Source organism: Alcaligenes sp. 13f (genome assembly GCF_020496585.1).
GTDB classification, from domain to species: Bacteria; Pseudomonadota; Gammaproteobacteria; order Burkholderiales; family Burkholderiaceae_B; genus Alcaligenes; species Alcaligenes phenolicus.
On record NZ_JAHKKC010000009.1, the window covers coordinates 161,325 to 187,218 of the forward strand.

21 protein-coding genes are annotated in these 25,894 nt (G+C 55.3%); 12 read left to right on the forward strand and 9 right to left on the reverse strand.

Annotated features, from left to right (window positions below):
* Window positions 1–193: 193 nt before the first annotated feature.
* Both KOE80_RS09985 and queC read left to right on the forward strand, forming a co-directional pair.
* The gene (locus KOE80_RS09985; protein ID WP_022983354.1) at window positions 194–868 is read left to right on the forward strand and encodes a 7-cyano-7-deazaguanine/7-aminomethyl-7-deazaguanine transporter; all 675 of its coding nucleotides are present in this window, start codon (window positions 194–196) and stop codon (window positions 866–868) included.
* Window positions 865–1,578: a 7-cyano-7-deazaguanine synthase QueC gene (gene queC / locus KOE80_RS09990; protein ID WP_137431191.1), complete on the forward strand. Its 714-nt coding sequence runs from the start codon at window positions 865–867 to the stop codon at window positions 1,576–1,578. The genes KOE80_RS09985 and queC overlap by 4 nt, the downstream gene beginning before the upstream one ends.
* A 28-nt stretch (window positions 1,579–1,606) precedes the next feature.
* Here the strand turns inward: queC and KOE80_RS09995 are convergent, their stop codons facing one another.
* The 3 genes from KOE80_RS09995 to serC all read right to left on the reverse strand — a co-directional run bounded on the left by KOE80_RS09995 (window position 1,607) and on the right by serC (window position 4,890).
* Complete coding sequence (locus KOE80_RS09995) at window positions 1,607–2,392, reverse strand: DUF6216 family protein (protein WP_115633993.1); 786 nt, start codon at window positions 2,390–2,392, stop codon at window positions 1,607–1,609.
* Between the two features lie 52 nt (window positions 2,393–2,444).
* Window positions 2,445–3,734, reverse strand: a complete 1,290-nt coding sequence (gene glyA, locus KOE80_RS10000; protein ID WP_026484641.1) for a serine hydroxymethyltransferase — start codon at window positions 3,732–3,734, stop codon at window positions 2,445–2,447.
* A 73-nt stretch (window positions 3,735–3,807) separates the two neighbouring features.
* Window positions 3,808–4,890 carry a 3-phosphoserine/phosphohydroxythreonine transaminase gene (serC, locus tag KOE80_RS10005; protein ID WP_226349035.1) on the reverse strand — a complete coding sequence of 361 codons (1,083 nt, stop codon included), beginning with the start codon at window positions 4,888–4,890 and terminating at the stop codon, window positions 3,808–3,810.
* A 126-nt stretch (window positions 4,891–5,016) separates the two neighbouring features.
* Between serC and KOE80_RS10010 the strand changes: the two genes are divergently transcribed.
* Window positions 5,017–6,522 carry a PLP-dependent aminotransferase family protein gene (locus tag KOE80_RS10010; protein ID WP_021446938.1) on the forward strand — a complete coding sequence of 502 codons (1,506 nt, stop codon included), beginning with the start codon at window positions 5,017–5,019 and terminating at the stop codon, window positions 6,520–6,522.
* Between the two features lie 11 nt (window positions 6,523–6,533).
* Here the strand turns inward: KOE80_RS10010 and glyA (KOE80_RS10015) are convergent, their stop codons facing one another.
* On the reverse strand, window positions 6,534–7,829 hold the full coding sequence (gene glyA / locus KOE80_RS10015; RefSeq protein WP_052159405.1) for a serine hydroxymethyltransferase: 1,296 nt from the start codon (window positions 7,827–7,829) through the stop codon (window positions 6,534–6,536).
* 666 nt (window positions 7,830–8,495) lie between these two features.
* Between glyA (KOE80_RS10015) and KOE80_RS10020 the strand changes: the two genes are divergently transcribed.
* The 5 genes from KOE80_RS10020 (at window position 8,496) to KOE80_RS10040 (ending at window position 14,196) form a co-directional block, all read left to right on the forward strand.
* On the forward strand, window positions 8,496–9,449 hold the full coding sequence (locus tag KOE80_RS10020; RefSeq protein WP_226349036.1) for an AurF N-oxygenase family protein: 954 nt from the start codon (window positions 8,496–8,498) through the stop codon (window positions 9,447–9,449).
* Window positions 9,446–10,498, forward strand: coding sequence for a 2Fe-2S iron-sulfur cluster-binding protein (locus tag KOE80_RS10025; protein WP_083053175.1), 1,053 nt, complete (start codon window positions 9,446–9,448; stop codon window positions 10,496–10,498). Before KOE80_RS10020 ends, KOE80_RS10025 begins: the two co-directional genes overlap by 4 nt.
* 32 nt (window positions 10,499–10,530) lie before the next feature.
* A complete protein-coding gene (locus KOE80_RS10030) occupies window positions 10,531–11,253 on the forward strand; it encodes a glutamine amidotransferase (RefSeq protein ID WP_021446939.1) in 723 nt (240 codons plus the stop codon).
* Window positions 11,250–12,119, forward strand: coding sequence for a pyridoxine/pyridoxal/pyridoxamine kinase (gene pdxK / locus KOE80_RS10035; protein ID WP_035271999.1), 870 nt, complete (start codon window positions 11,250–11,252; stop codon window positions 12,117–12,119). Before KOE80_RS10030 ends, pdxK begins: the two co-directional genes overlap by 4 nt.
* Window positions 12,120–12,204: 85 nt before the next feature.
* Window positions 12,205–14,196 (forward strand): BCCT family transporter, encoded by a 1,992-nt coding sequence (locus KOE80_RS10040; RefSeq protein WP_035271998.1) that lies wholly within the window; start codon window positions 12,205–12,207, stop codon window positions 14,194–14,196.
* Here the strand turns inward: KOE80_RS10040 and soxR are convergent.
* On the reverse strand, window positions 14,193–14,669 hold the full coding sequence (gene soxR, locus KOE80_RS10045; RefSeq protein ID WP_009459330.1) for a redox-sensitive transcriptional activator SoxR: 477 nt from the start codon (window positions 14,667–14,669) through the stop codon (window positions 14,193–14,195). The genes KOE80_RS10040 and soxR overlap by 4 nt on opposite strands.
* A 281-nt stretch (window positions 14,670–14,950) precedes the next feature.
* On the opposite strand from soxR, the gene KOE80_RS10050 reads away from it, so the two are divergent.
* From KOE80_RS10050 to KOE80_RS10060, 3 genes are read left to right on the forward strand one after another with little or no spacing between them, the layout of a single operon-like run.
* The gene (locus KOE80_RS10050) at window positions 14,951–16,024 is read left to right on the forward strand and encodes an efflux RND transporter periplasmic adaptor subunit (protein WP_009459332.1); all 1,074 of its coding nucleotides are present in this window, start codon (window positions 14,951–14,953) and stop codon (window positions 16,022–16,024) included.
* Window positions 16,021–19,137 (forward strand): MexW/MexI family multidrug efflux RND transporter permease subunit, encoded by a 3,117-nt coding sequence (locus tag KOE80_RS10055; RefSeq protein ID WP_009459334.1) that lies wholly within the window; start codon window positions 16,021–16,023, stop codon window positions 19,135–19,137. Before KOE80_RS10050 ends, KOE80_RS10055 begins: the two co-directional genes overlap by 4 nt.
* Window positions 19,134–20,567, forward strand: a complete 1,434-nt coding sequence (locus KOE80_RS10060; protein WP_226349037.1) for an efflux transporter outer membrane subunit — start codon at window positions 19,134–19,136, stop codon at window positions 20,565–20,567. The genes KOE80_RS10055 and KOE80_RS10060 overlap by 4 nt, the downstream gene beginning before the upstream one ends.
* Window positions 20,568–20,569: 2 nt before the next feature.
* Here KOE80_RS10060 and KOE80_RS10065 read toward each other — a convergent pair whose 3' ends face one another.
* The 4 genes from KOE80_RS10065 to KOE80_RS10080 all read right to left on the reverse strand — a co-directional run bounded on the left by KOE80_RS10065 (window position 20,570) and on the right by KOE80_RS10080 (window position 23,630).
* Window positions 20,570–20,998, reverse strand: a complete 429-nt coding sequence (locus tag KOE80_RS10065; RefSeq protein ID WP_226349038.1) for a hypothetical protein — start codon at window positions 20,996–20,998, stop codon at window positions 20,570–20,572.
* A gap of 170 nt (window positions 20,999–21,168) precedes the next feature.
* On the reverse strand, window positions 21,169–21,858 hold the full coding sequence (locus tag KOE80_RS10070; RefSeq protein WP_026484656.1) for an ANTAR domain-containing response regulator: 690 nt from the start codon (window positions 21,856–21,858) through the stop codon (window positions 21,169–21,171).
* 3 nt (window positions 21,859–21,861) lie between these two features.
* The gene (locus KOE80_RS10075; protein WP_035271988.1) at window positions 21,862–23,016 is read right to left on the reverse strand and encodes a transporter substrate-binding domain-containing protein; all 1,155 of its coding nucleotides are present in this window, start codon (window positions 23,014–23,016) and stop codon (window positions 21,862–21,864) included.
* 131 nt (window positions 23,017–23,147) lie between these two features.
* A complete protein-coding gene (locus tag KOE80_RS10080; protein ID WP_060186338.1) occupies window positions 23,148–23,630 on the reverse strand; it encodes an AmiS/UreI family transporter in 483 nt (160 codons plus the stop codon).
* Window positions 23,631–24,307: 677 nt separating this feature from the next.
* Between KOE80_RS10080 and KOE80_RS10085 the strand changes: the two genes are divergently transcribed.
* Window positions 24,308–25,168: a DMT family transporter gene (locus KOE80_RS10085; protein WP_203145535.1), complete on the forward strand. Its 861-nt coding sequence runs from the start codon at window positions 24,308–24,310 to the stop codon at window positions 25,166–25,168.
* Window positions 25,169–25,894 lie beyond the last annotated feature (726 nt).

Sequence of the window (25,894 nt, forward strand, 5' to 3'; positions counted from 1 at the left end):
TTGAGCCTCTGCAAGCCCCCTACCCCTTTTTTGTGCCATAAGCCTCATCAAGGCAGACGTATAAGCGCGTCTGATGCACACGCTACACTTGCGGGCAACAACCATTCCATCGAACCGCAACTGACCGTACAATAGTCGGTTGCAGTCCATTTCCAATGGGTTCCCTCACCCCATCCACCAAAAAGGTCCAGACATGACTCTGCCTACCGTGCCGTCTTCACGGCTGTCGTTCTACGTGCGACTTCTGATTGCCTTTCACATTTTTATTGTGATTGCCAGCAATTATCTGGTTCAACTTCCTATTGAACTATTCGGCTTTCATAGCACCTGGGGAGCCTTCAGCTTTCCCTTTGTTTTTCTGGCTACCGACCTGACCGTCCGCTTGATGGGCAAGTCCGAAGCGCGCCGCGTGATTACCCGCGCGATGTTTCCAGCCCTGATCGCCTCTTATGTGGTCTCGGTGCTTTTTAATGAAGGCCAGTTCAACGGCTTGCAAGCACTGGGCGAATTCAACAGCTTTGTGTTCCGTATTGCCTTGGCCAGCTTTGCCGCTTATGTATTAGGGCAACTGCTGGATGTACAGGTCTTTGATCGCATCCGTCGCGACTACAAACAATGGTGGCTTGCTCCAGCGGCCGCCTCGATCTTTGGGCAGGCACTGGATACCTTGGCCTTTTTCGGCATCGCTTTCTGGCACAGCAGCAATCCCTTCATGGCCGAACACTGGGGCGAGATCGCCGTCGTCGATTACGTCATCAAACTGGGCGTCAGCCTGCTGCTGTTTGTACCCATGTATGGCGTACTGCTCAATTCCCTGATCAGCACCATGAAGCGCCGCGCCCTGAGCACCGCACAGGTCAAAGCATGAAGCCGCACACTCCCCGCCGCCGGGCACTGGTTCTCTTTTCGGGCGGACAGGATTCAGCCACCTGTCTGGCCTGGGCTTTGGACCGCTTTGCCTTTGTAGAAACCGTGGGCTTTGACTACGGCCAACGCAACCATGCGGAATTGCAGTGTCGACAAACACTAAGAGACAAGCTTTACCAGCAGTTCCCGCACTGGGCAGAGCGCCTGGGGCAAGACCATGTGCTCGATGCCAGCGTCCTGGCTCAGATAGGCGGCAGCGCCATGACTGAATCCATGACTATCGCCATGCAGGAAGATGGTCTGCCCAATACCTTTGTGCCGGGTCGAAACCTGCTGTTCTTTACCCTGGCTGGCGCCCTGGCCTACCGTCGGGGACTGGATACGCTGGTTGGCGGTATGTCCGAAACTGATTACTCGGGCTACCCGGACTGCCGCGACAACACGCTGAAAGCACTGCAGGTGGCATTAAGCCTGGGGATCGAGCGCCCACTGACCGTGGAAACACCACTGATGTGGCTGGATAAAGCAGATACCTGGGAGCTGGCCCACCAGTTGGGCTCGGATGCTTTAGTGAAGCTAATTCAGGAAGACAGCCATACCTGCTACCAGAACGAGCGGGAAACCCTGCATGACTGGGGATATGGCTGCGGGCAATGCCCGGCTTGTGAGCTGCGGGCGAAGGGGTATGGAGATTGGAAGCTGTGGGGCTAAGCCCCCAATTCCCTACCCCAGAAACCAACTACGGCTTATTGACCAACTTGTGTACTCGAGAAGCGGTTGAAAAAGATGAAAGTTCAATTTTAAAAACAATTAAAAAATAAAGAAAAACAAAAAAAGAAAAAACTCCAAAATATTTCTGAGCAGCCATCCCTGAGCGAAAACTCTTCAAATAACTCTCACTACCCATATTCATACACATATAATCAATTTCATCCGGACTCAACGGTAAATCCGCCCCTTTAAAACCACCAAAGCAATCTTTTTTCCGAAGAACCCAATCCTGCTCATTTGTTAGCGGAAATGCACTGAAGTAATCTTCACCTTGCCATGCCCAGACTTTACTTTCTTTAAATTGCACCAGAACCCTGGAGCTTAATGAAAAGCCAACTGACATAATGAGCAGCATAAGCACTAATAAAGCGGCTCCAAAAACACCTCCCCCATAGCACTTCGTCGGCTCCGTGACCTCTTGCTTATCCCAATCTACCCACTTGCCAGCTTTACCTAATTCTCGTAAAGAGACAGACAAGCGCTTGGACCACCGCACAGCCCTTTGTACCGAATCAATAGACTGCACACCTTTCACGCCAAACATCAACTTAAACCGTTCTACATCCAAATTGTCTCTACGTTCCTTTTCCAAAAAATCATGATAATAATTTTCTTTATTAAAAAATGACCATAAATAATCCATAAGAACGAAATGGGCACCTTTTAACTTAAAAATCAAATATCCTAAAAAAGCCACCGTGAAGTAAAAACCAACCAAGATACGACCACTCAAGTCCACAGCGATTTCAATCATAAAAAAAACCCAACCACCAAAGTGGCTGGGCTCCTATAAAAAATTTATCAAATCAAAGCTGCGCTGGCTCCGTCTGCACCTGATACACCGGATAGCTTCGGCACAGACTCACAATTTTTTCGCGGATCTCGTGCTTGACCTTATCTAAAGTGCCAGCCTCATAAGCATCAAGCACATCACACAAGTAATGCGCCAGCTGCTCGCAGTCCTCCACCGTAAAGCCACGTGTCGTTACAGCCGGCGTTCCGATACGAATACCCGAGGTCACCATGGGCGAACGGGGATCATTGGGCACCGAATTCTTGTTCACGGTGATATAGGCATCTGCCAAGGCATCACTGGCCTCTTGCCCGGTGTAGGGCTTGGTCGACAAGTTGATCAGCATCATGTGGTTATCTGTCCCGCCTGACACGATGTTGTGACCACGCTGCATCAGTACCGCCGCCATGGCGCGGGCATTACGCACCACGTTTTGCTGATAGGTACGGAATTCCGGCTGCAGAGCCTCTTTGAAAGCAATGGCTTTGGCCGCAATCAAGTGCATCAAGGGGCCGCCTTGCACGCCTGGGAATACAGCAGAATTCAGGCGTTTGTAGAAATCTTCGCTTTGCCCTTTAGCCATAATCACGCCACCACGTGGACCGCGCAGAGTTTTGTGCGTTGTGCTGGTGACCACATGGGCGTGTGGCAAGGGGCTGGGGTACTCACCCGCCGCCACCAGACCAGCTACGTGGGCCATATCCACCCAGAACCAGGCACCGACCTTGTCAGCAATCTGGCGCATACGCGCCCAATCCTTCACACGCGAATAGGCGGAGAAACCACCAATCAGCATTTTGGGCTTGGTCTCGATAGCAATGCGCTCCATTTCGTCGTAATCGATCAGCCCGGTTTGGGTATCAACGCCGTAAGGAACAATGTTGTAAAGACGCCCGGAAATATTGATGGGGTTACCGTGGGTCAGGTGACCACCCTGAGCCAGGTTCATCCCCATCACCGTATCGCCCGGTTTGAGCAAAGCCAGGAACACAGCAGTATTAGCCTGCGCTCCAGCATGAGGCTGTACGTTGGCGTAATCACAATCGAACACCGCTTTCAGACGCTCAATAGCCAGACGTTCGGCTACATCTACAAATTCACAACCGGCGTAGTAACGCTTGTCCGGGTAACCCTCGGCGTATTTGTTGGTAAACACGGAGTTCTGAACCTGCATAACCAAAGGGCTGGCGTAGTTTTCCGAGGCAATCAGTTCTACGTGATCTTCCTGACGGCTTTCTTCGCCCTGAATGGCCTGAGCCAATTCCTTGTCGAATTCAGCCAGGCTGAGTGTGTTGTCGTACATCGCTTTTCCTTAAAAAAATTTCTACCCTCGTCGCGGCTACTTACTTGGCCGCCTTGCAAAGCAGGCGCACGCCCTAACCGTGCGTGCGCTTGAACTCGCGCATGAACTCTCCCAGCGCCTGTACCGCATCCAAGGTGACGGCGTTGTAGATGCTGGCGCGCAAGCCCCCCGTTGATTGATGGCCCTTCAAGCCGTGAAAACCATTCTTTTGCGCTTCTTCAACAAATAAAATATCTAAATCAGTTTCAGCAATATGAAATGGGACATTATTGATGGATCGATAGTCAGGCAAAACATTGTTGATATAGAAACCATCACTGCTATCAATAAGCTCATAGAGCAGCTGCGATTTTTTCTTATTTATTTTGTGCAATACTTCTATTCCACCAACACGCTCTATCCATTCCAGCATCAAACCCAGCACATACCAGGAAAAGGTTGACGGTGTATTTAATAGCGATTTCTTTTTTGCTTGAATGGAAAAATCCAAAGCTTGTGGCGTATTTTCCAAAGGCCTGTCTAAAATAGCGGGATTAAGTAATACCAGCGTAACACCGGCAATTCCCATATTTTTCTGGGCCGAGGCATAAATCAAATCGTGAGCCGAGACATCAATCGGTTTTGACATCAAGCTGGAGCAAGCATCACACACCAAGGGAATAGGTGAAGCAGGTGGTTTTGAAAATTGCAAGCCCTGTGCAGTTTCGTTCTCTGTGTAATGCAAGTACGCTGCATCCCGATTAATATTAGATTCATTAATCTCGGGAATACGATCAAATCCAGTTTCATAAGAACTGGCTACGATTTCGACATTCCCATATTGCTTGGCGGCATTAGCCGCCTGTTCCGACCATAAACCCGTATGTATATAGTCCGCTGTGTTTGCTTGATGAAGCAAGTTCATCGGTATTTGAGAAAACTGCAGGTACGACCCTCCTTGCAGGAGCAAGACGTGATAGTCCGTTGGCACGGCCAGAACACGACGCACAGCGGCGTCGGTACGATGGGCAAAATCCATGAAAGGCTGGGAACGATGGCTGATTTCCATCACGGACACCCCTGTGCCCGCAAAATCAAGCAGCTCATCACGTATTTGCAATAGAACATCCATTGGCAAGGCGCTGGGCCCTGCGCTGAAATTAAAGGGTCGGGACATACTTGCTGAAATCCTGTACAAACCTGAACGCCGGAACAGGCCCCCCCTATTTCGGCAATGACAATCAAGTCTACGAGCACAATGGTCTGACTAGTCAGACCATTAATATTCTCTGGAGCAGACCGCATGACGCGTTCGTTTGAACTGGACACCTTGAAGATGCGTCTTAACGATGACGAACTTCAATCCCTGGATCTTCACCAGCGCATTCAGCGTGCCTTGCGGGCATTGATTCTGGATGGCGCCCTGGGTCCAGGGGTCAAGCTGCCTGCCACACGCTCCCTGGCCAAATCCTTGGGCATGGCCCGCGATACGGTTGAAAACGCCTATGTTCAACTGCATCGAGACGGCTTTATCGTGCGGCGCGAGGGCTCGGGCAGCTATGTTTCCGAGTCGGTCGGCACGGAGCTGCGCGGCAGTGCCTATCGCCGCATCAAAGCCCAGGATCTGAAACGCAGCGTAATGGAACCCGGTACGGGCTTAAGCCGTCGGGGTCGCGCCGTGTTTGAAAGTGGCGGCATTGCCGATCAACAGACCATCAAGGCCTTTGCCACTGGCCTGCCGGAAACCCGCAACTTCCCCACCGATGTGTGGGAACGCCTGCAGCGTCAGGCCATGAAAGACTATCGAGCCAACATCCTGCTGCATGGCGATCCGCAAGGCACCGAGTCCCTGCGTAAAGCGATTGCCGTGTACCTGAATCTGGAGCGTGGTGCGAAGGTCTCCGCTGATCAGATTTTGATTCTGAGCAGCACGCGCCAGGCCTTGTTTCTGTGCGCACAATTACTGGTCGATGCTGGCAAACCTATTCTGGTTGAAAATCCTGGCTACTTCGGCGCCCGCAAAGCCTTTGAAGCAGCCGAGGCTCGTGTCGTACCAATTGGCGTGGACGAGCAAGGCTTGCGCACCGATCTGCTGAATGAAGATCGCAGCGGCGCGAACTGCATTTACGTGACGCCCTCGCACCAGTACCCCACCGGGGCCACCATGTCCCTGGAACGTCGTCTGGAGCTCATACACTGGGCGGCTGAAAATGGCCGCTGGATTATGGAAGACGACTACGACAGCGAATTTCATTACGACGGCTTACCCACGGCGTGTGTGCAGGGGCTGGATAAATACCAACGCACAATTTACTTGGGCACTTTCAGCAAAACCCTGTATCCAGGCCTGCGCATGGGCTATATGGCCCTGCCACCCGAGCTGGTCAAACCCTTCACCCAGGCACGCAGCATCATGGATGGTCACACACCGCAAATCCTGCAGCTGACGCTGGCGCGTTTTATGGAAGACGGACATTACAACTCGCATATTCGCGCCATGCGCAAGCTGTATGCCGGGCGGCGGGAGATCATGCTGGAAGCCATCGAGCAGCACTTGCAAGGAATCGTTCGTGCGGCCCGACCTGAAGGCGGTTTGCAGATTCCCTGCTTTCTGGAGCCGGGCTGGTCAGAAGAACACACGCTGCGCCGCGCTTTGAGTGCTGGCGTTCAACTGCCGGGTTTGAGCCGTCTGTACATTGGTGAAGAAAAACAACAGGGCTGGCTGCTGGGCTATGCCTCCCTGACCGCCTACGAGATCGAGTCCGCCATGTTGCGTCTGGCCAACGCTCTGCGTCAGGGCAAAGGCTGAGCCGGGAAAAATCAGTACATCAAGGGATATCGCCGGTTCAGGTCTGCGACCCCTTCCAAAATGGCATTCTCGGTGCGGGGATTGCGCGAACCACTGCGCACCCCGCCCAGCAAGGCCAGAATCATGTCGCCAATTTCCTTGAAATCATCTTCGCCCAAACCGCGAGTCGTACAGGCGGCACTGCCGACCCGTACCCCCGAGTAGGCGCCAGAGGCTTGCTCATACGGCACACGGTGTTTACTCAAGCTAATGCCCAGCTGAGCCAGAACCTGCTCCACCAAAGGCCCGGACAGCCCCCAAGGGCGCAAATCCACCACACCAAAATGACAGTCTGTTCCCCCTGACACCACCGTCAGCCCACCTTCGGACAAGCGGCGACACAAGCTGCGCGCATTGATGATGACGGACTGGGCATAGGCTTTATAGGATGGGCTCATCGCTTCACCCAAAGCCACCGCCTTGGCGGCCAGAATGTTCAGCAAAGGTCCGCCTTGCAGCCCTGGATATACGGCCTGACTTAAGCGCTCGGCCAGCTTGGGCTCATTGCTCAAGATAATCCCACCCCGCGGTCCGCGTAAGGTGCCATGTGTGGAAAAGGTCGTGACATGGGCATGTTTGACAGGTGATTCCATCAGACCGGCCGCCACCAGCCCCGCGCCGTGGGCCAAATCCACCATTAAATAAGCGTTGATTTCATTGGCGATATTTCTGAATTCGGCAAAATTTGGCGTACGTGAATAGGACGAACCTCCGGCAATGATCAACCGTGGCCGTTCCTTGTGGGCCAGGGCACGAACCTCGTCCATGTCGACCCATTGCGTCTGACGATCCACTCCATACGAGCAAGTCTGAAACCAGCGTCCGGACACATTGAAATGCGAACCGTGGCTAAGGTGCCCGCCCGCACTTTGATCCAGCGCCAGAATCGTGTCGCCCGGTGAGAGCAAGGCCAGATACACCGCCAGATTGGCCTGGCTGCCCGAGTGCGCCTGCACATTGGCGTAAGAGGCCCCAAAAACCGACTTGGCCCGCTCGATAGCCAGCTCTTCGGTTTGATCGGCTTGTTCGCACCCGCCGTAAATCCGTTGCCCAGGATAGCCTTGCGCCTGCTTGTTGCTGAGCAAGGAGCCCTGCACGTCCAAAACGGAGCGGCTCAGGTAATTCTCGGAAGCGATCAGCTCAATGGTGTGTTGTTGGCGACGCCGTTCGGCTTCGATGATGTCCCAAAGATTGCGATCACTTTGCTGTAGAAATTGCGAACCCGCCAGAGGCTGGTGGGGGGTGTCGCCACCGGCAAGACTCTTCATGGGAGTTCCTGTTTAGAGATGAGCCACGATAGGGTCGTGGCTCATTGCCCGATACCAGGCAAAAGTGCTGCCCTGGACGCACGGACTCCAAGGGCGAAAGATAAACATCCTATTCTGTTTATCGACCTATAAAACAGTCCATTAAAAATTAATTCACCAGACCACTTTTAATTATTGTTATTTGAATAAACACTCAAAGCATAAAGAATTCAAAATCCTCTGAAACACAGAGAGAACGCCAATCCCGATTATCCTGGTCAAGAATTAAAACAAGATTCAAATTTTTATTATTAAGTGGTCTGTCAAATGATCTTGAAATGGTCTGTCATTTATTGTCATAGGATCATTAGAATGCAGCCAACGAATACTCAACACCCATACTTCTAAACGCTCAAGCAGATTATCACCTTTCTCAATCTGTGCACGATAAAAAACATCCCCAGTTTTCCCACGACTACAGGAAACGCCATTGCTTTAACGGCAGTTCAACCACGCTGATCCCCACGGTTCAAGAAACCCGGCAACGGGATTTTTTTGGGCCTTGTCCATAAGAATCGGCAAATCCTTTTAAGCCTGCGATTTTCCATTTGGAAATAAAGATAGGTGGAATAAAGAAACGACCTGTTCATTTCGAACAGATCGCAATCAACAGCAAGGAAGTTTGAAATGACAATCAAAAGCTACGAAACTGATGACGCCGTACGTAATATGCTGCAAAAACTGTCGGTACTTTGGAAAAACCGGGCTGCCGTGAATCAGGAACTGCCTGACTACAACAATCTGGCTTTCGATCCCAACAAGGCCGATTTCAGTGAATGCCTGCTGCCTTTTCGCGAGCATCAGGCCTGGCTGGAAGCTCCTGAAGAATTGAAATCGCAGTGCTTGTCCTATGCCTGGGGCATTTACAACCTGAAGACCATTTACGTTGAGTGCAACGTGGTCACGCCTTCTTGCGAAGACATCATCAAGACCCCGCCCCCAAGCGCCAACCGCAATCTGCTGCAAGACGTGATGTCCCAGGCCTTGCTGGACGAGGCCCTGCACACTCGCATGTCCATCATGGCCTGCAACTACATCTACTCCATGCGTGGTCTGACGCCCCTGGATTTCACCAATTTCAACCTGGTGCAGTGGCGCAATGACATCCTGAGCCAATGCGGTTCCGAATCCGAGCGTCGTCTGACCCGCTTTGCCATTGCCTGCGCATCCGAGACCCTGATTACCGACTACCTGAAGACCATGGCCGAGGACAAGAGCATCCAGACCGTGTGCCATGAAGTTACCCGCACCCATGCCATGGACGAGTGGAGCCACTCCAGCGTGTTCAGCTTTGTGGCGTCGGACATCATTCACGGACTGAGCCAGAAAGAGCGCGAGCATATGCGCGCCGTTATTTTGCGCACCGTAGAAATGTTCGCCAACAATGAAATGGGCGCCTGGGAAAAAGTCTTCTCCATGGTGAATTTCCCCCATGCCCGCGACATTTTGCACGACACCGGCGACTCCAACGAAATTGGCGTGTACACCGGCTCGGTAGAAAGCCTGATCGAGCGCATTGGCCTGAACAGCAAGTCCGGCAAGGCTCCTGCCGAGGCCGAACAACAGGAGGCGCTGCAATGACAGCCATGATTCAGGCGCGCTGCGAGACCGTTCGCCCCGAGGCCGGAAACGTCAAAGTGTTTACCTTGCGGGTGCAGGGCGGCCATTTTGATTTTCTGCAAGCCTTGCAGGCAGGCAAGCACGTCGCCCTGAGCTACCCCGATACCGGCGGCACCATTCAACAGCGTATGTATTCGATCACTCGTGTGGCCGATCCAGACCTGATTGAAATTGCCGTAAAAGGGTCGGGGCGCAATAGTGTTTCCGATCACTTGCACGCCACCTTGCGCGAGGGCATGAGTGTGCCCCTGCAATATGTGGCGGGTGAAATCTCGGTGAACTCTATTGTGGGTTACGAGCGTATCGCCATGATCGCAGGCGGCATTGGCATTACCCTGCCCATTGCCTTGCTGCGTGAGTTGGCGGCGCGAGCCCAGGACGGCTTGCCTGTACCACAAGTACATTTGCTCCTCAGTATTGCCCGTATTGCCGACATTCCTTTCCTGCATGAACTGCTGCAACTGGATCTGGGCACCAGCTGGTTCACGCTGACCGTGTTTGTCACGCAGGAAAAGATTCGCGAAAGCGCTCATTTCAAAGTGGGTCGCCCCTCTTTTGAAAATATGGAGCAATTGAAAGACCCGCAGGCCGTGGTGATTTGCGGCAGCCATGGGTTTGCCCAGGCCTTGCGCGAATACACCATTCAGGCTCACCCCATCTCGCATATGTTGATTGAAGCCTTTTCCCCACCGGCCAAAGCGGGTGTGGAAATCCTGCCTGAAGCAGGCAGTCCCCCCTTGCAAATCAATGTGCGCAGCACCGGGCAAACGCTCTCGCCTGAACCGGGCAGCAGCTTGCTGGAAATGCTGGAGGCCGCCGATGTGCCTATTCGCAGTCAATGCCGCTCGGGCATTTGCGGCGCGTGCCGGGTACAGATTTCGGAGGGCGAGTACCGCTCTGAACCGGATTTTTGCCTGAGCGACCAGGACAAGGCCCAGGGCCATGCACTGGCATGTTGCACCTTCCCCTTATCGGGTGCCATTAATGTAGACATCGGTACCACGAGCTGACATCCTTACCATCTGGATTGAAAGAACCTCTTATGAAGAAAGTCATCGCACTGCGTCATATCCATTTTGAAGACTTGGGCACACTGGAACCTGTTCTGATCGAACAGGGCTACCAAGTTCAATACATTGACCCTTCCGTCGAGTCACTGCGTCACGTGGGTGAACAGGACGCTGACCTGCTGGTTGTATTGGGCGGGCCAATCGGCGCCTACGACGAAAAGATTTACCCCTTCCTGTCTGATGAGCTGGAACTGATCAACAAGTTCTTGCTGGCAGGCAAACCTTTGCTGGGCATTTGCCTGGGCGCACAACTGATTGCGCGCGCCCTGGGTGCCAATGTCTACCCCCTGGGTGTGAAAGAAATCGGTTTCTCTCCGTTGAAACTGAGCGAAGCGGGCAAAGAATCGCCCCTGGCCGCCGTTAGCGGCATTCCCGTCCTGCACTGGCACGGGGATCAGTTCGATATTCCAGACGGAGCCATTCACCTGGCCAGCACGGACGTAGGCCCCAATCAGGCCTTCTCCTTCGGAACCCAAGTACTGGGCCTGCAATTTCACCTGGAAGCCGACACCAGCAAGCTGGAACGCTGGCTGGTTGGTCATGCCAACGAACTGGGACAAGCTGATATCGATCCGCAAATGCTGCGTCTGGAAGCCATGGCGGTACAAAAACGCCTGCACGCCGCTGCCGCTACGGTCCTGACCAGCTGGCTCAGCCAACTTAAACAGGCCAGTTCCGCTGATTGCGCTGCATGAACACTGCTGCTGTAACGTTTGTCGATCGTGAACGACATCCCTACCATGTGGATGTCGTTTCGATTCAGTCTCAAGTCGTCTACGGTCGGGTGGGCAACAATGTTGCCGGCCCGACTTTGCGTAGACATGGCTTTAAAGTGGCCGCCGTTCCCACCGTGTTGCTCAGCAACAACCCGCAATACCCCACGGTGCACGGCGGTGCTGTCCCCGATGAATGGCTGGAAGGCTTTCTGAATGATCTGGTCTTGCGCGGTGCGCTGGACAAGGTACGCGCTGTCCTGATCGGTTATCTGGGCAGCGCCAACCAGGCCGTCATCATTGCGCGCTGGTTAAAAGCGTTGCTGCAAGAGCACCCTGACACTCTGGTGATAGTGGACCCGGTCATCGGCGATCTGGATGTAGGCGTCTACGTAGACCCGGCACTGATCCCCGCCTATCACGAAACCTTGCTGCCGCTGGCCACGGGCCTGACCCCCAATAATTACGAGCTGTCCTTGCTGTCCCAACAGCCTTGCGACACCATCCAGGGCAGTTCCAGTGCCGCGCACGCCTTGCTAAATGGCCGGACCGAATGGGTTATTGCCACCAGTGCCGCCCCCGACTCCTGGCAGGATGGTCAGATCAAATTATTGATGTCCCGCAAGGAGCCGCGTGCCGACACCCTGCTTAGCCATCCACGCGTGGATTGCGCCGCCAAAGGCACCGGAGACCTGTTTGCCTCCACCTTGCTGGCCCATCTGATTTTGGGTGCAGACCTGCATTCTGCGGTGCATACGGCCAGTGCCAGTGTGCTGCATCAGTTGGAATTAACCCGCCAGGCCGGACATCAGGAATTAATTTTGCCAATAGATCCTTTCCGAGCCTGAGCAAATATTTCCTAATCTAACAAACCTTTCAACCGGCAGTCGTTCTCGTTAAGCTGTGCCCTCTTAGTTACAAACGGAGCATGACATGGGGCTGCCTTTTAAAAGCACGCTACATCCACGGGTGTTCTGGGGATCTACCTTTATCGTCCTGGTCTTTTTGCTGATCGGGATTATTTTCCCTAAAGACGCCGCACTTATTTTTGAGCAGTTACAAAACTGGGTCATCAAAAGTTTCGGCTGGTTCTATATCCTGGCTGTGGCCCTGTTTTTCTTTGCCGTCGTCTATCTGGCATTAAGCCGCTACGGCAATTTGAAATTAGGGCCGGACGACTCGGAGCCTGATTACCCCTATCTCACCTGGATGGCGATGCTATTTGCTGCCGGTATGGGGATTGGCCTGATGTTCTTTGCCGTGGCCGAGCCACTGCAACACTTCTCGGCCCCGCCCTCGGGCCTGGCCAGCACAGTGGAAGCCGCCCATCAGGCGCAGATCATTACCTTCTTTCACTGGGGCGTTCACGCCTGGGCCGTCTATGCGGTCGTTGGCTTGTCGCTGGCTTACTTCTGCTTTCGCTACAACCTGCCTTTGACCATTCGCTCGGGCCTGTATCCCTTATTTGGCAAGCGTATCGAAGGCTGGATTGGCGATAGCGTGGATATTTTCGCTGTTTGCGGCACGCTATTTGGTATTGCTACCTCCATGGGTTTGGGCGTACTTCAAATCAATGCTGGTCTGGAGCATTTATTTGGCTGGCCGCAGGAAACCTGGCTACAAATTATTTTGATTGTGGTGGTTACTTCGCTGGCTACCCTATCTGTTGTCAGCGGATTGGATGTTGGCATTCGTCGCCTGTCCGAACTGAATTTGCTGGTTGCCATTGCCTTGATGCTGTTTGTGCTCGCCGTGGGCCCTACAGCCTTTTTGATGAATGCTTTTGTACAGAATATCGGCGGTTATCTCGATAACTTCTTTGCACGCTCATTTAGTACACAAGCATTCCGCGGGCAAAGCTGGATGAAAGCCTGGACCCTGTTTTACTGGGCTTGGTGGATCGCATGGTCGCCCTTTGTCGGCATGTTCATCGCCCGCATCTCGCGTGGCCGCACCGTGCGTGAGTTCGTACTGGGCGTCTTGCTGGTGCCCACCGTCTTCACCTTCTTCTGGATGACCGTTTTTGGCAACACCGCCATCTTCCTGGATATGGGTGTGGCGGCGGGCCAACTGGCCCAGGATGCTGCCGCGAATGCATCCGTGGCCCTGTTCGAGTTCCTGGAATACCTGCCTTGGTCCAATGTAACCTCGACCTTGGCAATTATTCTGGTAGCCATTTTCTTTGTGACCTCGGCCGACTCGGGCTCTTTGGTTATCGATACCCTGGCCGCCGGTGGGGTGGAAGACGCTCCAGTCTGGCAACGCATTTACTGGTGCGCGCTGGAAGGCACCGCTGCCTCCCTGCTCTTGCTGGCCGGTGGTCTGACAGCCTTGCAAACCGTCACGCTGGTTAGCGCCCTGCCCTTTGCCATCATCATGTTCTTGTTGATCCTGGGGCTGTTCAAAGGCATGAAGGCAGATATGTCACGATTGCGTCGTCAAGGCCCCATGTCCGGCCCGGCTCCCGGCTCGGAAGTATCCTGGCGTCGACGCCTCTCGACGATCCTGCACACGCCCAACCAGCGCGATGCCCGTCGCTTCATGGGTGAAACCGTGGTTCCCGCCTTGCAGGCCGTGGCCGACGAACTGGGCAAACGCAACCTGAATGTCAGCCTGGAGACCAGCGAGCAGGATACGGCCCAACTGACCATTCAGGCCGACAACCAGCGTAACTTTGTCTATGGCGTCGAGTTGCGCGCTCGTCGGGTTGCCAGCTTTACCGCGGCAGCAGCACGCAACGAACAGGCTCGCCCTCAAGAATGGCAAGTGCGTACTGTCTTTGCCGATGGCAGTCGGGGTTATGACTTGATGGGCCTGTCCTCCAGTCAGGTCATTAACGACATCCTGAACCACTTCGAGCGCTATCAGTCCCTGGTCACTTCCGAAGCCACCGCGCTGTACGCGCAGTCGCCCGACCCGAGCTAAGCCTCTGTTCCGGTCTCCAGCTTTCTTTCCAGAATCTGGGGACCGGGCCCTTGCTGGCCCAGAATATCGGCCGGATTACGCAAGGGACACTCACTCATGGACAAGCACCCACAGCCAATACAGTGGGTCAGCTCATCGCGCAGTCGCGTCAACTGCTCAATACGATCATTCAAACTGGCCTGCCAACGGCTGGACATGGCTCGCCATTGCTTGCTGGATGGCTTGCTGCCCGGTGGCAAACCACGCAAGGCCTCGTGGATTTCCTCCAGAGGAATCCCGGTACGCTGCGCCACTTTGATGATCGCAATGTAGCGTAAAACCACCGAATCAAAACGACGCTGGTTCCCGCTATTACGGGTACTGGCAATCAAGCCCTTGGCTTCATAAAAATGCACGGTCGAGACAGGGACACCACTGCGTTTGGCCACTTCCCCCACCGTCAAGGCACGACTGAAATCCACTGTTTTTGCCATCTTGACACCCCTTGACCTCAAGTTAACTTGAGGTTTTATAGTCCAGGTACCTAATTAAGGCAAGCCATGTTGGCTGCCTCTTTGTTGTCACAGGAACCTGCCATGCCTCCCCTCATTTGGATTCTGTTTGCCGGACCTCTGTCATGGTTACGGCAAGCCCAGCTTGTGTCAGCCACCTACTTCAAACCCGAAGACTGGTCGCAAAGTGATCAGCGATTCGGCTGGACTCTTCCCAACAAACAGCCTTTGTGGCCCTCTTCCCTGACAGGAGGGTCGGCAGCATGAGTTCGCGTCGTACTTGGATCATGATTCCCGTTCTGGCCGGCGTATTGGCCATAGGCTGGCGTTTGCTGCCAGCCTCGCAAGAAGCTCAAGCAGGGGGAGCCTACCCGCCTGCCGTCGTCGAACTATCCAGCGTCGAGTCCCAGACCGCTCCTCGTCTTTTGCATGCCGTCGGTGCACTGGAAGCCTGGCAGCAAGTGTTGCTCAGTGCAGAGACCAGCGGCCGTATTCGCAAGATTGATTTCACCTCCGGACAGCAAGTCAAGGCAGGCCAGCCACTGGTTTTGCTCAATGACGAACTGGAACAAGCCAGCGTGCGCCGCGAGCAGGCACAGGTCAAACAGGCCGCCATTCAGCTCACCCGTGTACGCAAGCTGAAGGAACAGCAAGCCGCTACCCAGGAGCAGTTGGATCAAGCCCAGGCCGATCACGCTGTGGCCCAGGCCCAACTGCAATATCAACGCGCTGAACTGGCCTTGAAACAGATTGCCGCCCCCTTCTCGGGTCGCATCGGTATCACCAGCTTGCATCAGGGCCACTACTTGCAACCCGGCCAAGCCATCGCCAGCCTGGTCGATGACAGTCAACTGCGTGTGAACCTGACCGTGCCAGAGCAAAGCCTGCCGGATCTGAAGGTGGGCCAGACCCTGCACGTACAGGTGGACGCCTGGCCAGGCGAGAACTTCCAGGCTGAAATCAGCGCCATCGATCCCTTGATTGGAGATTCGCGCACCGTGCGCCTGCAAGCGCTACTGCCCAACCCGGACAATCGCCTGAAAGCGGGGATGTACGCCCGTGCTCAATTGAAGCGCCCCGCCGAAGCGCCCGTCCTGACCGTGCCCGAAACCGCATTGACCTACACCGCCTACGGCCAGACCGTGTTTGTGGCCTCCCCCACGGATCAGGGTCTGTGGCAGGTCAAGCGCGTGGCCGTACAAACTGGCGAGCAATGGGATGAACGTGTCGAAATCATTGATGGCTTGAAAGAAGGCGACAAGGTTGTGAGCGCCGGCCAGATCAAGATTCAGGACGGCTCCACAGTACAAACCGCCAAGGACAAGGAGCCCGTATGAACACCACCTCCCGTCCCGGCTTTACCGACTTGTTCGTTCGTCGGCCGGTACTTGCCCTGGTGGTCAGCGCTTTGCTCCTGATGTTGGGGCTGTTCTCCTTGGACAAGCTGCCCATCCGGCAGTATCCCCTGCTGGAGAACTCCACCATCACGATTACCACCGAGTACCCCGGCGCCTCTGCACAACTGATGCAAGGCTTTGTCACCCAGCCCATCGCCCAGGCTCTGGCCTCGGTGGAAGGGGTGGATTACCTGTCCTCCAACTCCGTGCAAAGCCGCAGTGTCGTGACCCTGCGCATGGAGTTGAACCGCGACTCTACCCAGGCCCTGACCGAAGTCATGAGCAAGGTCAGCCAGGTGCGCTACCGCCTGCCTGAAGGCGCCTATGACCCGGTTGTGGAACGTTCCTCCGGGGACTCCACTGCGGTGGCCTATGTAGGCTTTTCCACGACGTCAATCTCCATCCCGGAACTGAATGACTATCTGTCCCGCGTGGTGGAGCCTATGTTCTCCACCATTGATGGCGTGGCGAAAATCCAGACCTTTGGTGGTCAAAAACTGGCCATGCGACTGTGGCTGGACTCGGACCGCATGGCGGGCTATGGACTGACAGCTGCCGATATTGCCCAGGCTGTGCGTGCCAACAACTATCAGGCCGCCCCCGGCATGGTCAAAGGCCAGCATGTCTTGAGCAATATTCAGCTCAATTCGGACCTGACCAGCGTGGCCGAATTTCAGGACCTGATCGTGCGCGAAGACGGCACCTCGCTGGTTAGACTGCGCGACGTAGGCAAGGTAGAGCTGGGAGCAGCAGCGACGGAAACCAGCGCCCTGATGGATGGCCTGCCCGCGATTCACCTGGGCTTGTTCCCCACTCCCGGCGGCAACCCCTTGCGGATTGTGGAAGGCATTCGTGATCGCCTCCCAGCCATTGAGGCCACCTTGCCTCCCGGCGTGGAAGTGGCCCTGGCTTTTGAAACCGCCCGCTTCATCCAGGCCTCGATTGATGAGGTGCTCAAGACCCTGACCGAAGCCATGATTATCGTGGTGCTGGTGATTTATCTGTGTCTGGGTTCTTTCCGCAGCGTGCTGATTCCGCTGGCTACCATTCCCTTGTCCATGTTGGGAGCAGCCGCCTTGATGCTGGCCTTTGGTTTCAGCATCAATTTGCTGACCTTGCTGGCCATGGTGCTGGCTATCGGACTGGTAGTGGACGATGCGATTGTGGTGGTTGAAAACGTACACCGTCACATTGCCGCCGGACGCTCACCCGTGGTGGCGGCTTTATTGGGCGCACGTGAAGTGGCCGGCCCAGTGATCGCCATGACCCTGACCCTGGCCGCCGTCTATGCCCCGATTGGGCTGATGGGTGGCCTGACTGGAGCACTGTTCAAAGAGTTTGCCCTGACGCTGGCCGGTGCCGTGCTGGTATCCGGGGTCGTGGCCTTGACCTTGTCCCCAGTGATGAGTTCCTTGCTACTGCCCTCACAGCAAGATGAAGGTCGCATGGCGCACCTGGCAGAGAGCTTCTTTGGTGGTCTGTCGGCCCGCTACGGTCGATTGCTGGCCCGCTCCTTGCGCCATCGCTGGATCACGGGCGCCATGGCCTTGCTGGTCTTTATCAGCCTGCCCGTGCTCTATCAAATGACGCACAGCGAACTGGCTCCCATTGAAGATCAGGCCAGCGTGCTGACAGCCGTGAAAGCTCCGCAAAATGCCAACTTGGCCTATGCCGAACGCGACGGCAAGCTGCTGGATGACACGTATCGTGAAGTGGCCGAAACCGAAAGCACCTGGTTGATTGTGGGGACAGACGGCCCGGCCGCCAGCTTTGGCGGGATCAACCTGAAGGACTGGAGCAAGCGCGAGCGCGATGCCAGCGCCGTACAGGGTGAGCTGCAAGGACGTGTCAGCGCGATTCCCGGCAGCAGTATCTTCGCCTTCCAGCTTGCCCCCTTGCCCGGTTCCAGCGGCGGTCTGCCGGTTCAACTGGTACTACGCAGCCCCGGCGACTACCGTACGGTGTACGACACGATGGAGTGGGTCAAACAGCAAGCCCGTGAAAGCGGATTGTTCGTCGTGGTAGACAGCGATCTGGACTACAACAAGCCCGTTTCCCGCGTGGAAATTGACCGCAGCAAAGCGGCCAGCATGGGGATCAGTCTGCGAGATATTGCTGATTCCCTGGCCGTACTGGTGGGCGAGAATTACCTGAACCGCTTTTCGCTGGATGGTCGCTCGTATGACGTGATTCCACAAAGCCAGCGTGAACTGCGCCTGACGGCTCAAGCACTGACACGTCAGTTTGTACGCAGCGCCAATGGCGAGCTGGTGCCCTTGTCGGCCATGGTTCAAATCCACAGCGAAGTGGAACCCAACAGCCTGCGCCAATTCAACCAGCAAAACTCGGCCACGCTGCAAGCCATTCCAGCACCGGGCGTAACGCTGGGGCAAGCAGTGGGCTATCTGGACGACATCGCCCGGCAATTGCCCGCAGGCTTTACGCATGACTGGCAATCCGAGTCGCGCCAATTCACCCAGGAAAGTCAGTCTCTGGTGTGGGCCTTCCTGGCCGCGCTGGTGGTGATTTATCTGGTACTGGCCGCGCAGTACGAAAGCCTGGTGGACCCCATCATCATTCTGGTGACGGTGCCCTTGTCCCTGTGCGGTGCCCTGCTGCCTTTGGCCCTGGGATTTGGCACGCTCAACATCTACACCCAGATAGGTCTGTTAACGCTGGTCGGCCTGATCAGCAAACACGGCATTCTGATGGTGGAGTTTGCCAATGAACTGCAATTCAAAGAGGGCCTGAAAAAGCCCGAAGCCATCTTGCAAGCCGCCCGCATTCGTTTGCGCCCCGTGCTGATGACAACCGGGGCCATGGTCTTTGGTCTAGTGCCTCTGCTGTTTGCCTCCGGTGCGGGTGCTAACAGCCGCTTTGGCCTGGGCGTAGTGCTGGTCTCGGGCATGTTGATCGGCACAGTATTCACCCTGTTTATCTTGCCGACTTTGTATACCTTGCTGGCGCGTGATCACGCCCATCAAGCAGACACCCCGCGGGCGCGCGATTTGGCGCAAGCCCTGCGCCCTTCGACTGGAGAACACTCATCATGACGCCACAACTATCAAACAGGCTAGCGCCTGTGGCGCGTGCTCTGCGACTGGTGATCCCCAGCCTGATCCTGAGCGGTTGCGCTGTGGGGCTGGACACCTCCATTCCCACCGCTCCAAGCTTGGCCGACACCAACTGGAACAGCCAGTTCGCTCAAGCCACCGAGCAACGCGAAAACTGGTGGACCTTGCTGCAAGACACGCAACTGAACGCCTTGATTGCCAAGGCCCTGGACCACAACCTGGATATTGCCCAGGCACAGGCCCGCTGGCGGGCCTCCCGCGCCCTGATCGACGAGCGCCAACACGACCGTCTACCCGCCATCACGGCCCACGCCAGCTACAACCGTAGCGGTTCACAATTTGCCGCGCCCGATGGCTCCATTGATCACGGTATTACCGAGAACTGGCGCCTGGGCATGCAGGCCACTTGGGAGATCGATCTGTTCGGTCGTCTGGAGCAACTGGCCCGTTCTGCACAGGCTCGCAGCGAGGCCAGCGCAGACCAACTGGACCTGACTCGCCAGGCTATCGCGGCTGAACTGGCACGCCAATACGTGCAAGCCCAAGGTTTGCAACGGCAACTGGCTCTGGCTGAGGATGACGTACGCAGCTGGGAGCATACGATCAGGCTGGTGCAGGCTGGCGTCTCGCTGGGTCGGGAATTGCCGGAGAATCTGGACAATGCCCAGGCTGGTCTGGAGCGTGCCAAAACCCTGGTGCCCCAACTGCGCAGCGACCTGGAACTGGCTCGTTTACGCATCCAGGTACTAAGCGGCGGGCAAGCCGGGAGCATTGATACGCCATTGCCCAGCGCCAAGGCACCCTTGGCCGCTTCCCTGCCTTTGGGCGATGTGAACGCCATGCTGTTCAACCGGCCTGACGTACGCGCCGCCCGGCAAGAAATCCTGGCCAGCTCGCACGAAGTGGCCGCCGCCACCGCCGAGCTGTACCCCCGCCTGGATCTGGCTGGCTTTATTGGCTTTTTTGCTTTGCGAGGTAGCGACCTGGGCCATGCTGCCCGTGCCTTTGATGTTTCACCTGCCATGCAATGGCCTGCCCTGCGCCTGGGCCATGCCAAAGCGCGCTTGCGTGGCATGGAGGCGGTGGCCGATGAATCACGCCTGCACTATCAACAAGTGCTGTTGCAAGCTCAGGAAGAAATTCAGGGCTCTTTGCAAAGGCTGACTCAACATCAGGAAAGCCTGCTTAGCCTGACGCGGGCGGCGTCACATCTGGAAAATGCCCATGAGCGTGCCTTGACGCGTTATGAAGTGGGAGCCGGTGCCTATCAACAAGTGCTGGAAAATCAGCGCAGCCTGAACCAGACCCGGCAAGAACTGGCAATAGCGGAAACCGGCTCGTACCTGAATGTAATTGCCTTGTATCAGGCCTTGGGTTGGGGAGTGGCGACACCAAGCTCCACTGAGTAACTTCAAGCTTGATCGGATTGGGGGTGGTCTGTCTCGAAGATAGGCCGCCCCTTTTCTATTTGTGCATCCGTCTGTTGCAAAAACTCGGATAGATTCGCAATCTTGCTTTGCATTAGCCGATCCAGCAGCTTTCCACCAAACCGCAACAAGGCGCAGCAGAAAAACGTAATCGGCAATACATACCAACGCAGCCAGACCGATGCATCCAGCAACCAGCCAAGCGCGGTAAAAATCACCACTAAAGTGCAGGCAATCCAATTATTGCGTTTGGCCTTGAGCAAGAATTTCCTCAAATCCAGGTGGCCACGGTTCAGAGTCTCTAATTGCTCGTAAAGCTGATCGCGGTCTTTTTGCAGCTGCACCCAAGCAGCGCGCTGCTCTGATGTCACCGCAAGGGCAGACCGGGGCTGTTCATATTCCTGATGGCTCATTATCTCTACGCTGGGGCAGCGGCGTACTCTAGAAAATCGCTATTGTAGGAGGAATGAAAACGGGTAGTGTTTCTGCCTTTTTCTCTTTACCAAGCAAGCCTATGCCTACCACTTCAATCACGCGCCTGCTCTAGCCAGCCACCGCAGCTCAGCCTGGCCAAAACGCCGTGCTAGTTCCCCAGCAAGGACGAACCTTTTTGCCCCAGGGACAGCACTTCACTGGCATTCACAATGGCAATCGAAATATCCTCAATCGTGCTGCGCTTGTTCATGGCCTGCTCACGAATCAAATCGTAGGCCTGGTCCTCGGACACCTGATGGGTACGCATCAAGATCGTCTTGGCTTGCGCCACATGCCGCTGCCCCATCAGTTTGGTTTGCAGCTTGCTGATCAGCCGACGTTGCTGGCGCAGTTCTTTATGGTATTTACGCGCCAGCACCACCGTGGACAACAAGCCAAAAGAGCGTATGGGCGAAGGCAGGATCGCCTGAATATTCAAATCCAGCACGGCCGACACTATCGTGGGATTTTCATAATTGACCACGGCAATAATCGTGGGTGCTTCCTCCTCGCAGACCCAATCCAGGCGCAGGTGCAAAAGATCAGGCTGCACGGCCAGAAACACCAGATCCGTTCCTGAAGGCAGGTTTTGCGTGGGCGGCCAGATCGTCTGGACCGAACACCCGATACGCTGCAGTTGCTGGGTCAGCAAGCGGCCATCGCTATCGTCCGGATGCATGACCACCATCGTCAATTGCCGCAGTTCCTTGAGCTGCGGCGAGGTGGCATGCGGAAAACGATTCCGCACTCGCAAAGGCTTGTTTGCCGGCTCATCACCGTAGGAAGAGGAGTTGGCCACGCTTTATGTCTCCAAAGTATCCAGCTTGGCAGTCCAGTCGCCCAAGGAATGGGTAACCAGATACGGGTCGGGCGAGACCGGGCGCGTTGCCTGGCGCACAATCGCAAACTCGCCGTCGGCATTGATGCGGCCAATCCGTGGATAAAGCCAAGTATGGTGATTATTGGGATCGATCTTGATCCGCCCCTGAGGTGCATCCAGTTCACTGCCCAGCAGGTAGGGCAGCAGATCTCCGATCGCATCACTGGCGGATTGTCGATACGCATTGGCGAACAAATGCATCTGTGAATAGGCAGCTTCCCAGCACAGATTAGGGTGGCAGTCGGCCCCAAAGCGCTTGCGCAAACTGGCCAGACAACGCGCATTGACCTCCGACTCGATGGACTGAAAATACGGTGCGGCGGTGAAGTGTCCACAGGCAATTTCCGCGCCCATCTGGGCAATCTCGGCCTCGGAGGTCGTCAAACTGGCAATGGGCATGGTTTGCGGATTAAAGCCCGCATTGGCATAAGCGCGATACAGATTGGCTGTAGAGTCCCCCACCACGGTGGAGAAAATAAAGTCCGGCTGCTTCTGGCGTATGTCTTCCATGATCAGGCTGTAATCGCTCTCGCTGGCATCCAATGGCAGATAGTGTTCGCCCAGCACTTTGCTATCGGGATGCTGCATGACCAGCTCGCGCATGATGCGATTGGACTCGTAGGGGTAGATATAGTCCGAGCCAATCATGTAGACCCGCGCGCCAAAATTGCTGGTCATGAAATGCGCCAGCTGCACACTGTTCTGATTGGGCGCCGCGCCGGTATAGATCACATTGCCCGAAAACTCGAAACCTTCGTACAGGGTGGGATAGAACAAGAGCTTGTTCCACTTCTCCACAATCGGGATCACGGCCTTGCGGCTGCTGGACATATAACAGCCAAAGATCACGTTGACGCGGTCCTGCACAATCAGCCGCTCGGCCTGTTCAGCGTAGCAAGCGGGCCTGGACGCCGGGTCGTAGCACACCGCCACCAGTTCACGCCCCAGCAGGCCACCGGCCTCGTTGATTTCCTCAATCGCCAGTTTGGTGCCCTGCCATTGCGACTGACCAATGGTAGAGGTCATGCCGGTTGCGGAATAAAGAACGCCGACGCGTACGGGTTCGTTGTGAGCCAAAGTCCATCTCCTGTCTAGCATGGTAGGGGCGCAGGTCGACGGACCTGCCGGTAAACACTACGAGCGAGCATCAGGTTACTCCAAAAAACTGCATTACTCTGGCCCCCACCACGCTTGCACTCCTATGAAAACTACCAGGCATCCATCATGATCAGGGTGCCGGGCAACCAGCAGGTCAAGGCCCCGATCAAGACGGTATACGCAGGCAAAATACGCAAGGACCGTCCCAATCCCAAGGCCAGGAAAAACAGAAACCACAGGCTGGACCACAAGAGCCACATGGCGATCAAACGCGGATCGCTGGCAGACCCGGCAAAGGCCAGTGCGCTGATGGCAACGAACAGGCAATACCAGCCAAAGCCCACTCCTTTCAACCCATACCACTGCACCACAGCCAGATACAGATAGGTGAAGGCAAACAGCAGCCCACCAGCAACGGCAAAGTAATCCGCCATTTGCTCGCCGCGCTGCAAGCCCAGCAAATTGATGAACAGGGCCAACAGCCCCACCAGCAAGTTAAAGGGGGCCAGGTCCCGACTTTCAATACGTCCAGTCAAACCCACGCCATTCACAATCAGCACAGCCCCAATAAAGAAAAGCGCAACACCCAACATGGCATAAGCCTCCAAAACAAGGTGACGATTCCGGCCTGGCTGGCGTCAGATCTTGCTGACGCTGCGTGAGCTCTGTGTATCGCGATGGCATCGTGCCGCGAAGCAAGGTTCCAGATAGTTCGCAACCTAACTACGAGGTCGGATTTATTTCAGGCAAACAAAAAGGCCCAGACCGGTTCAAGCATTGAACCGGTCTGGGCCTTTTTGCCCGGCATCGGCGCTGGCAGCATTGGCAGCGGATGTCGTATTTATTTGGAAATGTCGCAGCGATCTGAAATCGCGATCGGTGCAATTCTTACATAGCCCGGACTATCGCCTGTACTAGCGATTACCCTAGCGGCTGATGATTGGCGTGCTGAATATATTTTGTGCTACAGTACTTCATCGATTTAACGATCTGATTCTTATTTCATGAACCGCCCCGCATCCTCTTTGCCAAGCACTCTGCCCCTGTCGCGGGCCGCGTCGCTGCGGGCGGGCTCCCCTCTATCTGTCTTGCTGTTGACTGTCGTCGCCCCAGGCGTCGTCAATCAAGCCGCAGTCGTGTCCGACGTCGTCGTCGACACACGCGTCTACAGCGTCTGCTCCTAAGACCTCTTTTTCTTTTCCTGCGCTATTGATGCGCCTGGAATGTCTTTGCAGACAAACCTAATTTATTTAGACAGATAAAGAACATCATGATTTCTTCTTCTCGCGCCCAAGCGGGTGCTATTGCCTTGTTCGTGCTGCTTTGGGGCAGCGCGGGTATTTTCACGCGTATCGGTCTGGATCATGGCTCGGTTATGGCCATGCTGATCCTGCGTTTTGCCATCGCCCTACCTATGGTGATCATGCTGGGGCACTTCAATGGCGGCTGGCTGCCGCCCAAAGGGCAACGTCTGCTGCCAGCTATCAGCGGTTTGCTGATGATCGGGCTGTATTCGTTTTTCTATTTTGAAACCCTGGCTCAAGGAATCACGCCGGGTCTGCTGGCGACGATCCTGGGTGTGCAGCCGATTCTGACCTTGGCTTTGACCGAGCGGCGTTTTTCTTTGAGCCGTGTGGCCGGTTTGGCACTATCGCTGACAGGGCTGATTCTGGTGGTGTATCAAAGCCTGATTGTCAGCCGTTTGTCCGTGCTGGGTCTGGTATTTGCAATTGCTGCTTTGTTGAGCATCACTGTGGGGACCATTGTTCAAAAGCGTCAGCCCGTGGGGGCTTTGCAAGGAATGCCTTTGCAGTATTCCTTGTCTCTGGGCTTGTTTATTCTTGCGTCCCTGGGTTTGGGACAAGAAATCCGCTGGGAGAACACATTGGGCTTTTGGGGACCGGTGGTATGGCTTGGTCTGGTGATTTCCGTGCTGGCCCAGTTGCTGCTGTATCGCATGATTCGCAGCGGGAATCTGGTCAACGTTACTAGCCTGTTTTATCTGGTTCCTGTGGTGACAGCCGGGCTGGATTTCCTGATTCTGGGGAATACCTTGGCGGCTCGCGCTGGGTTGGGACTGGTGGCTATCTTGGCGGGTCTGTGGCTGACATTACGGAAGAAGGCGGCGTAAGTCTGCTTTTTATAAGTGGGGTTTCACGGAGAGTTAAATCGGTCTTTGAATGATGAGATCGGTCTCCGTGAAGCCACCACTTGGGGCCCTCTGCAGGGATTGGGCTGAGCACTTGCCGGTGCTGCGCACCGGTACCCTTGTCAGGAGATAGCTACGGGCGCACCCTGAACTCCCGGGGTGGTTCGTCCCCCGGACGAACCACAAGCGCCCCGGTCAAACAACAGGGCGCTTGCATCCCTACGCTATCTCCTGACCGCGGCAAGTACTCTGATCCGCCCAATCCCTGCAGAGGGCCCCAAGTGGTTCACAGTGATGCAACTCCACGACTCAAGCCGGTTTGCTTCCAAGATCCAAGTGCTGCATACACAGATCCAATGCCTGGATCTCCATTTTTAAGCAGCAACCCTCAAAGCCCCCTCTAAAAGCCCCTGGTTTACAAGTTCTCGCTACAGATTGATGCCAATCATCAGTGTGTGAGTACTGCGAGCACGTTGATCATCAGTAATGTTTACTTTTGGGCTTTTTCAACTAGCCTCACTGCGCTCAACCGCAGTGCCTCTCCAATCCATCTCAACAACTTGGCCGACAACAGACCCAGCCTACCAAGCGCCAAGCCTAGAAACGGTACACAGCCCCCGTCCCCTCTACAACCAGCACTTTCCCCCGTCCAAAATCGGTTTTTCTATATTTCTCCGTTGTGAGCCGCTTGGGGGCCGGGTCCAGGGG

What these genes read in the sequence shown, in the direction of transcription:
- KOE80_RS10025 (WP_083053175.1), top strand. Translation starts at nt 9,446, where the DNA reads ATGACAGCCATGATTCAGGCGCGCTGCGAGACCGTTCGCCCCGAGGCC.
- glyA (WP_026484641.1), bottom strand. Translation starts at nt 3,734, where the DNA reads ATGTACGACAACACACTCAGCCTGGCTGAATTCGACAAGGAATTGGCT.
- KOE80_RS10040 (WP_035271998.1), top strand. Translation starts at nt 12,205, where the DNA reads ATGGGGCTGCCTTTTAAAAGCACGCTACATCCACGGGTGTTCTGGGGA.
- KOE80_RS09995 (WP_115633993.1), bottom strand. Translation starts at nt 2,392, where the DNA reads ATGATTGAAATCGCTGTGGACTTGAGTGGTCGTATCTTGGTTGGTTTT.
- KOE80_RS10010 (WP_021446938.1), top strand. Translation starts at nt 5,017, where the DNA reads ATGACGCGTTCGTTTGAACTGGACACCTTGAAGATGCGTCTTAACGAT.
- KOE80_RS10055 (WP_009459334.1), top strand. Translation starts at nt 16,021, where the DNA reads ATGAACACCACCTCCCGTCCCGGCTTTACCGACTTGTTCGTTCGTCGG.
- KOE80_RS10060 (WP_226349037.1), top strand. Translation starts at nt 19,134, where the DNA reads ATGACGCCACAACTATCAAACAGGCTAGCGCCTGTGGCGCGTGCTCTG.
- KOE80_RS10030 (WP_021446939.1), top strand. Translation starts at nt 10,531, where the DNA reads ATGAAGAAAGTCATCGCACTGCGTCATATCCATTTTGAAGACTTGGGC.
- KOE80_RS10050 (WP_009459332.1), top strand. Translation starts at nt 14,951, where the DNA reads ATGAGTTCGCGTCGTACTTGGATCATGATTCCCGTTCTGGCCGGCGTA.
- KOE80_RS10020 (WP_226349036.1), top strand. Translation starts at nt 8,496, where the DNA reads ATGACAATCAAAAGCTACGAAACTGATGACGCCGTACGTAATATGCTG.
- KOE80_RS10085 (WP_203145535.1), top strand. Translation starts at nt 24,308, where the DNA reads ATGATTTCTTCTTCTCGCGCCCAAGCGGGTGCTATTGCCTTGTTCGTG.
- glyA (WP_052159405.1), bottom strand. Translation starts at nt 7,829, where the DNA reads ATGAAGAGTCTTGCCGGTGGCGACACCCCCCACCAGCCTCTGGCGGGT.
- serC (WP_226349035.1), bottom strand. Translation starts at nt 4,890, where the DNA reads ATGTCCCGACCCTTTAATTTCAGCGCAGGGCCCAGCGCCTTGCCAATG.
- pdxK (WP_035271999.1), top strand. Translation starts at nt 11,250, where the DNA reads ATGAACACTGCTGCTGTAACGTTTGTCGATCGTGAACGACATCCCTAC.
- soxR (WP_009459330.1), bottom strand. Translation starts at nt 14,669, where the DNA reads ATGGCAAAAACAGTGGATTTCAGTCGTGCCTTGACGGTGGGGGAAGTG.
- KOE80_RS10065 (WP_226349038.1), bottom strand. Translation starts at nt 20,998, where the DNA reads ATGAGCCATCAGGAATATGAACAGCCCCGGTCTGCCCTTGCGGTGACA.
- queC (WP_137431191.1), top strand. Translation starts at nt 865, where the DNA reads ATGAAGCCGCACACTCCCCGCCGCCGGGCACTGGTTCTCTTTTCGGGC.
- KOE80_RS10080 (WP_060186338.1), bottom strand. Translation starts at nt 23,630, where the DNA reads ATGTTGGGTGTTGCGCTTTTCTTTATTGGGGCTGTGCTGATTGTGAAT.
- KOE80_RS09985 (WP_022983354.1), top strand. Translation starts at nt 194, where the DNA reads ATGACTCTGCCTACCGTGCCGTCTTCACGGCTGTCGTTCTACGTGCGA.